Origin of the sequence: uncultured Shewanella sp., from assembly GCF_947501665.1 — a bacterium.
In the GTDB taxonomy this organism is placed as follows: domain Bacteria; phylum Pseudomonadota; class Gammaproteobacteria; order Enterobacterales; family Shewanellaceae; genus Shewanella.
Map to the genome: position 1 here is coordinate 121,096 of NZ_CANMWS010000006.1, position 15,356 is coordinate 136,451.

Here is a 15,356-nt window from a genome sequence, read left to right on the forward strand (position 1 = left end):
AAAGAGTTTGTTTAATTATGGCTATTTGTGATCACTTTAGTGTTTTTTATCACTACAGGCTTAAAGGGAAAGTCTCGTTTTAGGGTTTTGACTAAAGCAATAGCAGAAAAAAAACCAATCAATAAAATGGGAATAGACGTCAGCAACATAATCGACACCATTATTTCTAACGCTTCCATATACATTAACGAAATCGGTAATGCTGCTAATGCAAAAGCCCAAAATAATCGGTGCCACTTACCAGGGTCTTGACCCACTGTTAAGTTCTTTGTCGCCGTAGAAGCAATGATATAAGAAGCCGAATCATAGGTAGTCGCAGAAAAGAGCACACTCACAATACAAAAAATACCCAATACCAACTTAGGAAAGGGTAAGGCTGTAAACGTGGCTATTATCGCCGCAACTCCACCTTCATTTTTTAAAATTTCAGCAGTGTTGACCACCCCTTCTAACGTTAAGGATAAAGAATAATTTCCTAAAATCATGAAGAATAGATACCCACCCAATGTGCCATAAATCAACATACCTGCAATCAATTGCCTAATCGTTCTCCCTCTAGAGATCCTAGTCACAAATAGACCGACAAATGGAGCATAGGCTATCCACCAAGTCCAATAGAATATTGTCCACTTTTCGACAAAACCTGAATCAGTATAAGGATCTGTCCAAGTCATCATAGTGACAAATTCACTGGCAAGAAATCCTAAACTATTTATCGCTACTTTTATTATAAACACCGTTGGCCCCACAAAGAGTACAAAGGCGAGTAAAAGAAATGCCAATAAAATATTTGCATCACTTAACCGCTTAATCCCTTTATTTAAACCAAAATAAGCACTCATTGAAAACAATGCTGAGCACACCAACGCAGTCATTAATTTTAAGGTAAAGTTATCATTTAAATCAGATAAGTAGCCCACACTTGCAGAGATCATTGGAGTGCTGATCCCAAGAGAGTATCCCGCTCCGCCTAACAAGCTAATAATAAAAATAATATCCACAATAGCAGCAATCGGCTTTGCGATTGGCTTATCACCCACTAAGCCATATAATGCTGTGCTGAGTCTTAAATAAGGCACTTTCTTCACATAAAAAGGGTAAGCTATCGCCACTGTCGGTAAGCAGTAAATAGCCCAAGCTACAATTCCCCAATGAAACAACCCCATACTCGTCGCCCAATCTATGGCCGCAACAGAGCGCGATTCAACATTATGCGGTGGAGCTTCATAATAATAGCCCCACTCAATCACAGCCCAGAACAGCAAGCCCGCCCCCACGCCAGCACAAAATAACATGCCAGCCCAAGATAAATCAGAATATTCAACATTGTCCTCAATCCCGCCCAACTTCATTTTTCCGAAACGAGAAAAAGCTAAAATAAGCAAAAAAACGAATGCAGCAATAGTTACGACAATATAAACCCACCCTAAATTCACAATCAAACGGGTATATAAATCACTTAGAAACCTTTCAGTTAATTCGGGGAAAAATATTAAAGGAATACAGATGGCGGCCAGCAGTAATAAAACAGAAACAAAACTAAACTTGCAGATGCTAACATTCTGAGACTTATCCATAGTATACCTAATCCCTAATAAAAATTACTTAATATAAATCAACAGATTGTGATGTATTGACTCACAAGTATTAAAGTTAAATAGATAAAATGACACAGCCTCTAATCTTTCCTGATCCTACTAATTCATGTGCCTTTACAGCCTCACTTAATGGTAATACAGTTTTTATCTGATGAGTGAGCCTATGATTTTTTAACGCTTTTTCAATATCGGTAATCGCCATACTTTTCGCAGACTCTGGCATAGAATAGACAATGACGCAGCGCAGTGTTAAATCTAAATACATCATTTTATAAAAAGGCAATTGGGGCTCAGGCTCTTGAGTTGATGAATACGTTGCAATGACAGCGCCAATTTTAACGACATTTAATACTGCCTCGAGATTAGCGCCAAATTCAACATCAATCACTCGCTCAATCAAATCGCCATCGCTTGCCTGTAAAATTTGTTGAGTGAAATCATGTCCAGTGTGATCCACCACCGCATCAGCGCCAAGGGAAAGACAGGTTTCTTTATCTTGAGAATTTGATGCAGTTGCAATCACAAAAGCCCCTGATATTTTCGCCCACTGTATCGCATAAAATCCCACTCGCCCCGCCCCACCGGTGATGAGTACTTTTTTACTTTTAACCGTTCCATCAGCAAATACACATCGATGTGCCGTCATGGCAGGGATCCCTAAACAAGCCCCGACTTCAAAGCTCGCTTCATCAGGTAAGTGTGCCGCACGCTTGCTCTCTATTCTAATAAACTCCGCCGATGTTCCAAATCGCCTATCATGTTGCGCTTGATAGACCCATACACGCTCACCAATTCTTGCTTTAGGCACTCCTTCACCCACCGCTTCAATCACGCCAGCACCATCGCTGTTAGGAATTATTTCACCATTATTCAATAATTCAGGAAATGCACCTGCTCGTTTTTTTACATCAGAAGGATTCACCGCAGAGGTATACAGCTTTACCAAAACTTCTCCTGCTTGTACAACGGGTTTATCAAGCTCAACCCATTGCAATACATCTTTTGCCTGACCAAATTTCTCAAATATCATCGCCTTCATAATCGACTCATCAAGCTTTCAGTTTAATGACTATCACGTTGAATTAAGTGTAGGCGATCTTCTCTCCAGCGTAGAGTGACCTTAATACTCTCACCATGAATATTTGAAATGATTACCAAGATAAATGATAAAACGTAGAGTAACGTACACATCACCATAATAAAGGTGAGAATATTGCTCTTCTCACCTTATCATTACCGCTCGGCATGATGACAATTCGCATTCATGCGACAAAACAAACTGCGCTGCAAATTGACACTGCAGAACCTCAAATAAAAAATGCTGAGATTCAGATCAGTAATGCAAACACTCAAATAACTCAGACCAAGCAGCAAAACCTTTTTATCAATAGGCTCGCTCACCGAAAAGAGTTTTTTGAGCTGTTAAAAACACTTAAAAAAGAACACAGTATTATTTTCGCCAATAAAATAAAAATATACCACTGGCTATTTCCTGCTCACCTTCTTGATCCCTATAACGTCAATGCGTCGGAAAATGCAAAACCTTACCCTTTAGCAAATTTATTGGCTGAATATACAAAAAATCACTTTTTATAATCAAGATTTTGAAGCAAGCTCTCGAGGTTTGATGGATCGCCCTGATACCACACAAGAAGATGCCACTAGAATAAAAAACTTATACTCTGATATGGACAATATCAGCGCTAAGCTTCACTTTAAAATAGACGCAAACAGTGAGAGTAAAAGAGAATTTATCATTAATAAATATCCGATAATCTTCGCCTATACTAAGCAAAAACCATTGCTGCATGTAACAATTATCAATGATGTACTTGAAAATTTATTTCTGGCAATCTTAAATATAATACACCACCTCAAATAACAACTAATAACCACGGCTTTCAAGCCAGCCTGCAACAATTTTTTAAAAGGGACACAGGTTTCATTTTTTTATCATAAATTCACAGAAAACCAGCAAGAAAAGCGATCTGACTTGGCGGTTAGTTAAGCTCTACTCAATACTGTCTTCAATTTTGCCTTCACCGAACGCCAATGGGTCATAGGTGTTGTCGGTGCAAGCTGTATGAGTGATTGATAATCCTCCTCTGTGAGCTGCACTTCCCCGCCGTGTGCTAATGCAATAATTTGAGGTTTTAGCATTTTCACTTTTTGCAGTGACTCTCGATAACGGTTTGGGTAAAAAATAGGAAAAGGTGGAATAAACTTAGTCTTAACTTTAACCAGTAAATCGGCAACATATAAACGCTCAGTGATTTCATGATAAAGGGACAGATCTCTGTCTGTGTGACCTTGAGTATAAATCACCTTCCAATCATCAAAACCGGGTAATAAAGCACCATCCTCAAGATGATAATCGGCTTTTAATTGAGAAGAGTAATAGATGTTTCGCCGTGGCTTTTTCATCTTATTTGCCACCCATAAGGTGAGTAATATATCAGTCAGGTGCATCAGTTTACCATCAAAGCCTGAATACCATTGACCCGCCACCTTTGCAGCAGCTATTTTACATCCGGTTATTTCCCGCAATTTGTGCGCCGCCCCAGCATGATCAGGGTGCATGTGAGTCACTACCACTAACCTTAAGTCTTGCAACTTACGCTTTAACTTAATACAGATATACTCTTTTAAAACAGGAATATCAGCACGACTACAGCCATCGAGTAATAACAATTTATTTGAATATTCAATTAAATAAATTGTTTGTATGTATCCATTAATAGGATGTAATTGCATCTATCACTATCTCCTTAACGACTATTATCGCTTGTATTATGAATCAACTCATCAGACCACTCAAGAAAACCTTTCTCTAACCTGTCCCTTCCCCTTAAAGATACGCTTTTTATTCATCACTAAAAATGATAGCTCCCCCCCTAGAAATGATAAGTAAACCAGATTAAGGAATAAAAAATCCGCAAAAGAACAAAAAAAGAACAAACACCACCAAAAATCAACACCTAACAAACATTAACAAAACAAACTTACTTAAAAACTAATTTCGACATATAACACCTAAAAAAGATACATTAACCAGCTTAAAAGACATACATCCATAAGATTGAATCGAATAAAAAACCAACCAAGAAAAATTAAAGTTAACAAACTTAAAATAAAAATCAAATTTGTATTGATAATGATACATTTAGGGATTAACTTCATTAACAAATATTAATCGTTTAAGGAGTGGCGTCATCACTAATATTTAAATAACTAGTTTAACTTATCTTAATTAAAATTATATTTATTGTTAATAACAATAAGGCTATTTGCACCCTGCAATAAATTAAAAAATTTAAAGGAATAAAAATGAAAAAAACATTAATCGCAGCTCTTTTATCCACGCTTCCAATATATGCAATGTCTGCTGATGTTACAGACTACTTAACACCATCATTCAACAATCAACTGTATTTAGGTGATGCAACAAAAGGATTATCTTTTGATACCAGTTCAACTTGGGCAAGTTATGCAACAAATGAAAATGGTGATCTATCAGCCACACCCGGTGATAAAATTACTAAAGTAACTATTTATAAAGGTAATAATTACTTAAAAGGAATTCGAATTACTTATTTATATGCTGACGAAGCAACGGTTGGTGATACTAATGGTGATGGACACCCTGAAGAACTTGATATAGATGAATATATAGATACAGTACAATTTAATGTAAAAGATAATGGTCGACTTTCAAGACTCTATTTATGGACACAAGAAGGCCGTGAAATACATTGGGGAATCAGCAACTAATAATGAAACGAATAGCGTAACTTATGTAGAAACACTTGACGTCGCGCCTTATACCATTAGTGCAATGAAAGCAACAAATTACCAACAAACAGCGACTTACCCATATACGATTACATATGAAAACCCACATGATGGTGAAACATTTGAGGTTAAAGGGCAAGTAGAAGATATGACCATTACGATTGGAGATACGATTTGGTCAGATATTGGTGCCATCGATCCTGACAGCAGTCTCTGTACTATTGAAGATGGTTGGTTGGATGCATTTGGAGAAAAATACCATGAAAAATACGTTTGGGATCTAGGAGTAACATCTTCATAAGCTTTACCCTATATTAACTTCCAATATCACCAAAGGCATTATTTAAATGCCTTTTTAATTTTTATTAATAATAAATATAATTCATCATTAAATAATAAAAAGGAATAAAAATGAACATATCTAAAATATCTAAAATATCTAAAATAAATTTATATATAAGTGTATTACTGCCCATATCAAGTTTAGCTTCAGTCGATAAATTAGAACCTAGTTTTGATACCAATTATAATATTTCAATAGAGCGTTGCGATGATAGCACTGCATTATTTGATCGAGATAATGTCATAAATGATGATGACACCTTTACCAATGACTACTACGCTTCAATCAAAGATGGGAATAACCCCAGTTACCTAGCAGATGGTACTGCCGATGAAGATTCATGGAATACTGAGAAAAAAAATATAAATGGTCCTAGTGTTATTTATTGGAATGATCCTAATTATGAAACAGACGCAAATTATATCATGTTTTTCTCTCACCATGAGGGCCGCTCTATAAGAGTCGCAACATCTGCCGCTCCATGTGGTCCTTGGGAAATAATTAAATCTCCCCAAAAAGTCAATTTAACCAATAATATTAACTACTTCAATGATGGTAACAACACTGAACTTAATAATGGAATAAAAGACAACATTGATGAGCATATTGCTTCGCCAGATGCACATGTTAAAGATAATCAACTTTATCTTTATGTCCATGGAAAATCAGGTGACAGCTCTTCAGGACAGAAAACATTATTACTCACAGGAAACTCTATCGATACATTGAGTGTTATGGAAGGAACAGAGGATTTCTCTCATCCATATTTACGTTATTTTGAAGCTAATAATAATAGTTATGCCGTGTCTAAAAACAACGACGGAGACTGGGGATTATTGTTTAATAATGACGATGATGAATTAAGTGCTAATTTTACTAAAAAAGCAAGAATAATAGAGGGAATGCGTCACCCAGCGATATATGTTGATGAAAGTGAAGCTGAAGATAAAATCTTATTATTTTATTCACTCATTGGAGATAATCCTGAGCATATTAAATTTGTTGAAATAAACACACAAGGCGAAAACAATCCTAAAAACTGGCTAGTCTCTAATGAAAAGACGGTATTAACCCCCGCTTTTGACTGGGAAGGCTATGGCTTGAATAGCGGTAAGTCCAGTGGCGGAGTATCTTATACGGATGTTGAAGAAGTCAGAGACCCTGCTATTTTTGTTGATCTCAATGGGGATATTTACCTTTATTACACTATAAGAGGTGAAGCTGGTATTGCTGCAGCGAAATTAACCATCACCCAATAATATAAATTCTTATTGGAAATAAACGTTATTATTGCCAACATTTTTTATGTTGGCAATAATAAACAAAAAAACACAAAAAGTTAACACAAATTTAAAGTAAGAACACAAATTAAAACAAGTCACATAAAAAACAGAAGGAATAATACTTAAGTATTATCAACCATATTATATCCTACAAAATAAATAATAATTAGAAGAAATCAGTCTATTATTCCAAATAAATTGATTAAACCCTAAACATTAACGCTAGGATTTTATTAAGTTACAAATAATTCTTATTTTTTATTTACTGTGTTTATATTATTCACAGCTTAAGAATTGAAATCCCTCATTTGTAAAGATAATTTCATTAACGAAGCTTCATTAAACTTTATTAATAAAATTTCAAATAAAAACAATAAATTTACACAGGGGATTCAAAAATGAAAAAAAAATGTTTACTGATCACGTGTTTGCTTTTCTCTCATTATGCTACAGCAGATATTGTTTCCGATTATTTAACACCTAACTATAATTCTAGTGTTTATACAGGAAAAAGCAGTAAAGGTTCTGATTTTGACCTAAGTACAGGTTGGACAAATACCCAAAAACCAGGAGATAAAATAAAATCTATCACCATCTACAGTAACAATGCAGAATACATTAAAGGAATAAAAATTGATTACTTATACAGTGACGACATGACTGTTGGTAATGTCGGCGGAAGCGGTACAACTAAAACACTTAACGGCGACGAATATGTAGAGAAAGTCAGGTTCTATCAAAAAAATGAAGGCTCTATTTCTCGGATCCGTTTATGGACTAACTTAGGCAATGAACTATATTGGGGCTCAAGTAATGGCTGGGATAAATGGAATGAGCAAGCTTTCTCATATGGCAGGGTACTTGTTGGTTTCTGGGGGACGGCTTCAGACAGTAAAATTTGGAGTATTTCAGCAGTTAATGCAAAACCTTTAACACTTGAGCTGCAAGATATTGAATTTGAACAAACAGTAAATGTAGGCAATGCAGAACAAGCATTTCTTTCTGATAATGTTGCTTCTAATAGCACCTCATTAGATCAATCCATGCAAGTCAGGCTTACTTATACTGAAGGTGAAAGCTCAACAGATTCATGGTCTAGTACTCAAGGCGTTAGTGCCACCATGGGAGTTAAAATTGGAGTCGATATAAAAGCTGGCGGCTTTGCTACAGTTAAAGAAGAATGGTCATATTCCGTGACAACATCATTTTCCGATACTGTGGGTGCCAGTAGCTCAACCAGTGACTCCAGCTCTACGACTACTGTTGCTGATTTATCCGTGCCACCAAAATCTATTTACGCCATGAAAGCTAATGTATATCAAAGTAATGCTGCTTTCCCTTATCGTGCTACGTACCTAAATCCATGGGATAATAAAACCTTTACTTTTAAAGGGCAGATCGATCAAGCTACCTCTATTAGAACATTCACTCAATGGTTAGAAATTGGTTATATTGATGATAATGGCAATAGCTATATCTATGATGAATACCAAAATGATTGGGGAGATTATGGTATCGAGACACAATCAATGAGCTTTGCTTTATCAAGTAACAATATTAACGAAAATCCCGTCACCCAAGACATCATATCAGCAAAAGCACTAAACATTTCACTCGACGATCCTAACTGGATAATGTCGAATGAGGAAATCACTTTCAGAAATGAAAATGGTATTCAATAAATTATTTTGATTATGTGATACTCATTTTCCTCAGTTCAAACTAAATAATAAAGCTCGCTCAATGCTGAGCTTTATTATCATTCTTTTATGCACATTAGATTAAACAATATGCGTCATTTCATTTAAGATAAAACTGTCAACGGCCCCATCTGTAGCAGCCATATAAGCTTGCAAATGCGTGTTAGCCATATGTATTTGCCAAAGCTCACGACTTGTCCAATTTTCATGAAACATAAAAATACTCGGATCAGTGTTATCTTGATGCAAATCATATTGCAAACAGCCTTCTTCTTGACGAGTCGGCTCAATTAGCTTTAATAGTTCAGATTTCACTAAATCTATTTTTTCGGGTTTAGCTTGAATACGAGCGATAATGGTCAGTTTTGTCATTTTATTGTCTCTTTATTTATGCAGTAAGAGGAGTATACTCTCTAAATTACCTATCAAATAGAACATAATTATTTATGCTCTTTCAAAAATTATTTGATAATGAATATCTCCATACTCTTTAATGGCTGCCTGGTAAGCTAAGTTTCATCGGTATATCAGAAAAACCATCGCGAGTTCTAATGCCATCTATGGGCAAAAAACCCCACTTTTTATAAATCTCTTGCGCCGTTATCGCAGAATTAACTGTAAAATAGCTCAAGCCACCAAAATTAATCGCATTTTCTTTAGCGACTTGCCAAAGTAGCCTTGCCACTCCCCTTCCATAAAAAGTATCGGCTACAAATAAATGGTATAAATGAGAAGTGTCTTTCATACCGATAACTCCTATAATCTCCTCATCCATAATCGCAACGTAATAATCATAATGAAAAGTGAAATATTGCGTCAAAGCATCTGTAGACATAGAGGCCAGTAATTTCGCTTTGCACTTATCTGTAAGTTCAAAAGCAATATATTTTTCAGCTGAACTAATCATTAGCGCACTCATTGCATTAATATCAGTATGCATCGCTTTTCGAATACATATTTCCTCCATGCTAATCCCCTTCTTTATGACTTCATATTCATCAAATAACAACAATAGCTCGATAGAGAATATCAATTCTTTATTCTGAAGTGAACCACCACTTATTGCGCAACCTCAAGAGGATAAAATCTAATTGAACTCAAAAACTATCTGCCTGCTCACTGATAAATTGCCCTTAATGCTATAAAAATAATAACGCCTTTATCTCACACTGTTTTATTATTCAAATTAATAATTTTATAAACAAGAGAAACAATCATAATTTTAGTATATTACTAATAAACATCAATAGACATAAGTCTAAAAACAAAAAATAATAAAAGTTAAAATCTATAACATATCATCTGCTCTATAAACAATATCAATATTAACACTATCTACTGCAGCATTAATTAATATTTTTAGAAGCCAATATTAATGTACTAATTATGAAGTTTATTGATTTCTAATTTAGAATTCTAGGCATATACGATACCAATTAAAACTTAACAAAATAATAAAATTCATGAATCACTTATATGTAATCAATGCATTCTTGATAATAAGTATTGTTTACATCCCCTAGATCTTGTTATACCTTCAGTTACGAAAACAACATGGATTAGTGATTTTCATATTTAATTATTAAATCAATATATTTACATCAGTAAAAGCTTACCTTTATAAATTTAATAACACGGCTCTATTTAATTATACAAGAGGGAAATCAACGTGAATAAAAATATATTATCATTATCTATCAGTACTATTTTATTAGCTATGTCAGCTTCAACATATGCAACTGATGATACTGTTCCTTTTTTTAATGAATTTCATAACAATCCAGCTAAAGTAATGGATAAAGTTCCTGAAAAACACAGTAACAGCCAGCAGCCCCTATTATCTTTATTCTCTAACGAACAAATCAATGATAATACATTTGTCGCATTAAAAGATAAATCGAGAGGAGATTTTATCAAAAAAAATAATAAGCCAATGGGGTTCGGAGAATTGAGTCGAATCGATTATAATACCGATAATCCAGCTCGTTTAGTTGACCTTGGCTTTAATCTTGAAACAAATTTAATTGCACTGGATAAGAGAGCTAGCCGTGAAAGTCATTTAGCGCGGACAGCTTGGTCTGATACTTATTGGCCACTATACTCTGGCGCCAGTGCCTGGCGATATGCAGACTCCCCTTCAGCTAATAATTGGCAAGAATATTATGATTTCTCACATACAGTGAAACCGGTAGAACAATACATTAATGAAGACAGGAAAGATCTGTCTCCCGCAGAAAAATATGATTTGCTTGTCGGTGATTCAAACATGAGCTTAACGAAAAGTGCATGGAATTCTGGTAAACAGTATTTTGAATCATACGGAGAAGTTGAAGGCTGGATGGGCTTATGTCATGGATGGGCGGCAGCAGCTTACATGATGGACAGGCCTAAAAATGCCATTAACGTTAAAGATGCAAAGGGAGAAGAACTGACTTTTTACCCATCTGATATTAAAGCATTAAGCACCCTTCTTTGGGCAAGCGCCCCCTACCAAAGTAACTTTATGGGCCAAAGATGTAATGTTAAGGATCCTGCAAAAGATGAAAATGGCCGTATCATTGAGCAAAGTTGTTTTGATAATAATCCAGGCAGTTTCCATACGGCTATTTTAAATCAAATAGGGATCAGTAAACGCAGCCTTGTAATGGATGCCACTTATGATTATCAAGTATGGAACCAACCCATTATTTCTTATAAACTTAAATACGTTAATTTAGTATCCAATAAAACAAAAGCTAATCTTCAAGATGCTATTATTAATATTGATGATTATAAAAATGATAAATTCAAATCTTATCGAGCAGATAATGCAACACATATTGTAGGTGTAAAAATGGAATTAGAATACTTATCTGAAACCAACCCAACCCACAATAAGAAAGATAATGAATATCACGACCATACTGTTTTCGTTGATTATTTTTATGACTTAGAAATAGACAGTAAAGGGAAAATCATTGGCGGGGAATGGTATACTAATGCACACCCTGACTTTTTATGGACACCAACAACGACAGCCGTTGCACAATCTTATCCTAAAGTATTTGGTGAATGGAAAGAAGGCCAATCAATTCCGACTTATTGGAAAAAACGAGCAAAAAATGCCGCCAATAATAATCAACCTCTCACAAAGGTGGTTTATGAATTAGTAAAGCGTTCTAATAAGTAACACAACAACAGATCCAAACCAGGGAATGGTTTGGATTTTCGCAAATTCAATTTATCTCATTTCATTAATGGGAAGTATAGTTGGCACTTGATTGAGCTTTAAATTCTCATATTGATTTTGATAAAGGCCATAAGCCGATCTTGGATCCAGTAATAGGCTTGCTAGCACACCTAAAGGTTGATTTAACGGAACAATTAAGTTTTTAGGGCTCAATTTAAATACTTTATCTTCTTCATCAAATTGAAAAACGGTTTCGACCCTTGCTCCAATACCCGCTTCCTTACGTTCTTGCCTCTCTTTCAATACCAAACTCACCCCAGACCAATTCCCAGTACTTGCATGCATTACCTCAATACCATGTAAACCAAGCCATGTTAACAGCTTTTCTTCATTGTCCATAATCGCATAACCAAAAGGCCTTTGATAAGTTTGGCTCACCGCTACGTGACTCCAATTAGGAAATGGATGGATTTCTTTTGTCCCTGTTTTTATATTAACTAAGGAAATATTCTTATAAGGTTCTGATTTATTTAAAGAGTAATTTACTTTTGCAATGATTTTATGCTGTACGCTTTCTTCACAACAGGTAAGAGCTAAAATATCATTTTTATCAGTGATAACTTGATCCAACACACTTTTTAAAGCAATTTTTTGTCTTTTCACTCGATTTTTTATATTCTCAGGTGTTGAAAAATGTCGCTTCTGGTAATCTTTTTTACTCTCTAGCAAAATAGATATGACATTGTGAAAAGAGGCATAGTTTCTTAAGGTGTTTATCGTCGCCCTAGCGCCTATTAAAGGTTGATTGAGCCTCACTATCGCCCCTTGATACTTCTGAGCAATGCTCCCTTGGTAGAATATTTCTTTCATAACAGCAGGTAAAAAATGTTCATTGGCAAAGGCTTGGATTTTCTTAAATGCATTTGCATTATTACTTGTCTCAAATTGACTAACGACGTCAGTTAAGTAACCTTGTTTTCCTGTTAGTACTGACTTGTATGTACTCGATTCATGAATGTCTAGCATCATATTAGGCGATTCTGTATTTATCATACTCACAACCATTCTTGCTTCTGGTGTCTTTAGCAATACATAGTCCGCATTAATATTAATGCCTTTTCCATTTGCTCGCATCTCTTTATCCCAACCATCAGGGTTGACTAATGGTATGATAACAATATCAATATTATCCAACATACTGGTATATTTATTATTACTTAATTCCCTTAAAAATGATAAAATGGCAAGCGTTCCAGAAGGTTCATCGCCATGTTGACCTGCAGTAATCATGACTTTAACTTTAGATGGTATTGAGTTTGTCCTAAATTGACTCAAACTCACTTTTACAATAGGCTGCTTATCTTCAGAATAACCAATAACTTCAATATTTATCCGTTTATCCTTTAACGCCAGCCCATATAAAATTTTATTAACATCCACAGCCTTTATTTTTTGATGATAAAAATCAATATTATTGTTACTTTCAGCACAAACATTGTCAGAATATAGAATCCCTCCTCCCATAAATGACAACACTAAAAAAAGTAGTATTTCACTTCTTTTTCTTAATAAATTATTCATTTCATTGCCTATAAGCTCAGTAAGCCTTTAGATTGATATTATTTTTCTTCTAAGCCATATGGGAGATTAGTAAATGTTGATACATTATTTTTATAAGTAGGTTGATTATGGACGCCCTGCCAATCAAGTAGCATAATAGCAAGTACGTTTCTATGTTCTCCATACGCTAAATCAAAACTACCCGATTCAGAAGGTATTATTTTTCTTGACTTATCAATTGAATGATAAATATATTCCTTAATTTTTTTTACAACAGGATCATTCTCTTTATTTGCAAGTAAAAATGAAATACCCACTTCGGCAATAACATCAGCCTTTGATCTTTCTAATATTGTATCAATATTCTTTCTAAAATAGTCATAGATCCATTGAAAATCAGCTTCATTTACTGATTTTTGATAATATAGAGAAGCAGGGAAAATAAAATGAGTCATAGCATATAATTTATTATTGTATTGCTGAGTAGTTAATTTATCATCTAGTGTATCGGGGTATGCTTTTCTAAATGAAGAAGTAAAATAATCCGTTAAATCTTCTATTTTTAATTGCTTTAACCAGTAAACTTGATTCGCCAGTTGTGCAGCCCAAGCGTGTATCATATTAGGATCAGAAAAATATAATTTAAAATTTTCATTTCGAATAGTCTGCCTAAATTTTTTATCCGATACATGCTTTAAACCATATTCATCTATTCTTGCCATTGCTGGTAATAATCGACTTGCAATCAATAAATACTCTGGCATTCTTGTAAAGGTGTTAACACGTAATTGCCTTCTTATGGGATCAGTATCTGTAAACTTGCTATTAACTTCATTAGCATAATATTCAATTTGTTTTTTAGATGAAAGGTTTACTCTTATTTTATTTAAGCTGCTTGCTTTTAGTGCCATATCCACCCAAACAGGAGTATTAAAAGCGTCATTGCCTGATTGGCGAAACATTCTTAACCCATAATGACTCATTTTTGATGCTGGCAACTTATACAACTGGGCATTATATGTTTCTCTAATACTGGATGCTGCACCTGTAAATTCTTTCTCTGTTAACTCTTTATGAATTAATTCTTCTGAAAAAGTCACACCAGAATAAACTGTAAAAAAAACATATAACATTAGTTTATACATAACTATCTCTATGCTAATTAAAAATAAAATTATAGCACAGCAATTTAATTTAAATTTACAGATTAAAACTTACTTTATTAAATAGGTATAAATTAACTTACATATTAAGTTTTTATATTTTTTTAACACATGCCATAAATATTTAAATTATATTTATGACATGTGTTATTAACACAGATTGAAAATGTCTCAAATTTTAATAGGCTTCATAAACAACATCTAACACTTCAATCTTTGTTTGTACAACTAAATCTAACGCCTTTAATTGCTTGGCCGCTAGTAAAATGTCTTCATTGGCAGGCACTTTTAACACCGCTAACTGCGTACCGCTATAAGATGACACCACATCTAATCCCGTTGCTTGCACAAGACTTTCAAGCGTTACATTTTTCGCCAATAACACCGTAATATTACCTGAAATTGGCGCTAACTTGTTGGTTAATACATTTCGAGCCAACGTCCCTTCTACAACACGTTTTATGGGTCGCTGGTTTTTAACAACTGACATAGTGCCTAAAGTATCCATTCGGTGATCGACAGCTGCAATAGCTTGGGGAACAAGCGAAAGTTGATATTCAACCTTATAAGCACCAAAATCACTTTTTTCTGTCGTAAGAAGATAATGTTCTTGCCTTGATAAATTATTTGCTTGAATTCGAGACTGCGCCAGTAAAGATTCAATATCTCTTTCTTGTGCTTGAATAGGTAAAAAAGAAATTAATGATAAATGAATACTTATCACCCATAATAATATGTGTTTCATGAT

At 34.5% G+C, this 15,356-nt stretch carries 15 protein-coding genes; 7 read left to right on the forward strand and 8 right to left on the reverse strand.

The window, feature by feature from the left end; translation table 11 throughout:
* Nucleotides 1–11: 11 nt before the first annotated feature.
* Nucleotides 12–1,577, reverse strand: coding sequence for a BCCT family transporter (locus tag Q0976_RS05965; protein WP_299492032.1), 1,566 nt, complete (start codon nt 1,575–1,577; stop codon nt 12–14).
* A gap of 76 nt (nt 1,578–1,653) precedes the next feature.
* The gene (locus Q0976_RS05970) at nt 1,654–2,637 is read right to left on the reverse strand and encodes an NADPH:quinone reductase (protein ID WP_299492034.1); all 984 of its coding nucleotides are present in this window, start codon (nt 2,635–2,637) and stop codon (nt 1,654–1,656) included.
* 206 nt (nt 2,638–2,843) lie between these two features.
* On the opposite strand from Q0976_RS05970, the gene Q0976_RS05975 reads away from it, so the two are divergent.
* Both Q0976_RS05975 and Q0976_RS05980 read left to right on the forward strand, forming a co-directional pair.
* Nucleotides 2,844–3,194 carry a hypothetical protein gene (locus Q0976_RS05975; protein WP_299492036.1) on the forward strand — a complete coding sequence of 117 codons (351 nt, stop codon included), beginning with the start codon at nt 2,844–2,846 and terminating at the stop codon, nt 3,192–3,194.
* 31 nt (nt 3,195–3,225) lie between these two features.
* The gene (locus tag Q0976_RS05980; protein WP_299492038.1) at nt 3,226–3,480 is read left to right on the forward strand and encodes a hypothetical protein; all 255 of its coding nucleotides are present in this window, start codon (nt 3,226–3,228) and stop codon (nt 3,478–3,480) included.
* 122 nt (nt 3,481–3,602) lie between these two features.
* Here Q0976_RS05980 and Q0976_RS05985 read toward each other — a convergent pair whose 3' ends face one another.
* Nucleotides 3,603–4,352 (reverse strand): MBL fold metallo-hydrolase, encoded by a 750-nt coding sequence (locus tag Q0976_RS05985; protein ID WP_299492040.1) that lies wholly within the window; start codon nt 4,350–4,352, stop codon nt 3,603–3,605.
* 573 nt (nt 4,353–4,925) lie between these two features.
* Between Q0976_RS05985 and Q0976_RS05990 the strand changes: the two genes are divergently transcribed.
* From Q0976_RS05990 to Q0976_RS06005, 4 genes are all read left to right on the forward strand, one after another.
* On the forward strand, nt 4,926–5,369 hold the full coding sequence (locus Q0976_RS05990; protein WP_299492041.1) for a hypothetical protein: 444 nt from the start codon (nt 4,926–4,928) through the stop codon (nt 5,367–5,369).
* The gene (locus Q0976_RS05995) at nt 5,341–5,691 is read left to right on the forward strand and encodes a hypothetical protein (protein ID WP_299492043.1); all 351 of its coding nucleotides are present in this window, start codon (nt 5,341–5,343) and stop codon (nt 5,689–5,691) included. The genes Q0976_RS05990 and Q0976_RS05995 overlap by 29 nt, the downstream gene beginning before the upstream one ends.
* A gap of 110 nt (nt 5,692–5,801) precedes the next feature.
* The gene (locus Q0976_RS06000) at nt 5,802–6,992 is read left to right on the forward strand and encodes a hypothetical protein (RefSeq protein WP_299492045.1); all 1,191 of its coding nucleotides are present in this window, start codon (nt 5,802–5,804) and stop codon (nt 6,990–6,992) included.
* Between the two features lie 422 nt (nt 6,993–7,414).
* The gene (locus Q0976_RS06005) at nt 7,415–8,698 is read left to right on the forward strand and encodes a hypothetical protein (RefSeq protein ID WP_299492047.1); all 1,284 of its coding nucleotides are present in this window, start codon (nt 7,415–7,417) and stop codon (nt 8,696–8,698) included.
* Between the two features lie 99 nt (nt 8,699–8,797).
* Here the strand turns inward: Q0976_RS06005 and Q0976_RS06010 are convergent, their stop codons facing one another.
* Together Q0976_RS06010 and Q0976_RS06015 are read right to left on the reverse strand one after the other, a co-directional pair.
* Nucleotides 8,798–9,088, reverse strand: a complete 291-nt coding sequence (locus Q0976_RS06010; RefSeq protein ID WP_299492049.1) for a putative quinol monooxygenase — start codon at nt 9,086–9,088, stop codon at nt 8,798–8,800.
* Between the two features lie 118 nt (nt 9,089–9,206).
* Nucleotides 9,207–9,683, reverse strand: coding sequence for a GNAT family N-acetyltransferase (locus Q0976_RS06015; RefSeq protein WP_299492051.1), 477 nt, complete (start codon nt 9,681–9,683; stop codon nt 9,207–9,209).
* A 702-nt stretch (nt 9,684–10,385) separates the two neighbouring features.
* Between Q0976_RS06015 and Q0976_RS06020 the strand changes: the two genes are divergently transcribed.
* Nucleotides 10,386–11,885 carry a peptidase gene (locus Q0976_RS06020; RefSeq protein WP_299492053.1) on the forward strand — a complete coding sequence of 500 codons (1,500 nt, stop codon included), beginning with the start codon at nt 10,386–10,388 and terminating at the stop codon, nt 11,883–11,885.
* A gap of 51 nt (nt 11,886–11,936) precedes the next feature.
* Here the strand turns inward: Q0976_RS06020 and Q0976_RS06025 are convergent, their stop codons facing one another.
* From Q0976_RS06025 to Q0976_RS06035, 3 genes are all read right to left on the reverse strand, one after another.
* Complete coding sequence (locus Q0976_RS06025; protein ID WP_299492055.1) at nt 11,937–13,466, reverse strand: M14 family zinc carboxypeptidase; 1,530 nt, start codon at nt 13,464–13,466, stop codon at nt 11,937–11,939.
* Between the two features lie 38 nt (nt 13,467–13,504).
* The gene (locus Q0976_RS06030) at nt 13,505–14,590 is read right to left on the reverse strand and encodes a DUF3541 domain-containing protein (RefSeq protein ID WP_299492057.1); all 1,086 of its coding nucleotides are present in this window, start codon (nt 14,588–14,590) and stop codon (nt 13,505–13,507) included.
* Nucleotides 14,591–14,786: 196 nt separating this feature from the next.
* Nucleotides 14,787–15,353, reverse strand: a complete 567-nt coding sequence (locus Q0976_RS06035) for a hypothetical protein (protein WP_299492059.1) — start codon at nt 15,351–15,353, stop codon at nt 14,787–14,789.
* Between the last annotated feature and the right edge of the window lie 3 nt (nt 15,354–15,356).

What these genes read in the sequence shown, in the direction of transcription:
- Q0976_RS06000 (WP_299492045.1), top strand. Translation starts at nt 5,802, where the DNA reads ATGAACATATCTAAAATATCTAAAATATCTAAAATAAATTTATATATA.
- Q0976_RS06010 (WP_299492049.1), bottom strand. Translation starts at nt 9,088, where the DNA reads ATGACAAAACTGACCATTATCGCTCGTATTCAAGCTAAACCCGAAAAA.
- Q0976_RS05985 (WP_299492040.1), bottom strand. Translation starts at nt 4,352, where the DNA reads ATGCAATTACATCCTATTAATGGATACATACAAACAATTTATTTAATT.
- Q0976_RS05980 (WP_299492038.1), top strand. Translation starts at nt 3,226, where the DNA reads ATGGATCGCCCTGATACCACACAAGAAGATGCCACTAGAATAAAAAAC.
- Q0976_RS06025 (WP_299492055.1), bottom strand. Translation starts at nt 13,466, where the DNA reads ATGAATAATTTATTAAGAAAAAGAAGTGAAATACTACTTTTTTTAGTG.
- Q0976_RS05970 (WP_299492034.1), bottom strand. Translation starts at nt 2,637, where the DNA reads ATGAAGGCGATGATATTTGAGAAATTTGGTCAGGCAAAAGATGTATTG.
- Q0976_RS06005 (WP_299492047.1), top strand. Translation starts at nt 7,415, where the DNA reads ATGAAAAAAAAATGTTTACTGATCACGTGTTTGCTTTTCTCTCATTAT.
- Q0976_RS06015 (WP_299492051.1), bottom strand. Translation starts at nt 9,683, where the DNA reads ATGGAGGAAATATGTATTCGAAAAGCGATGCATACTGATATTAATGCA.
- Q0976_RS06030 (WP_299492057.1), bottom strand. Translation starts at nt 14,590, where the DNA reads ATGTATAAACTAATGTTATATGTTTTTTTTACAGTTTATTCTGGTGTG.
- Q0976_RS05965 (WP_299492032.1), bottom strand. Translation starts at nt 1,577, where the DNA reads ATGGATAAGTCTCAGAATGTTAGCATCTGCAAGTTTAGTTTTGTTTCT.
- Q0976_RS05990 (WP_299492041.1), top strand. Translation starts at nt 4,926, where the DNA reads ATGAAAAAAACATTAATCGCAGCTCTTTTATCCACGCTTCCAATATAT.
- Q0976_RS05975 (WP_299492036.1), top strand. Translation starts at nt 2,844, where the DNA reads ATGATGACAATTCGCATTCATGCGACAAAACAAACTGCGCTGCAAATT.
- Q0976_RS06035 (WP_299492059.1), bottom strand. Translation starts at nt 15,353, where the DNA reads ATGAAACACATATTATTATGGGTGATAAGTATTCATTTATCATTAATT.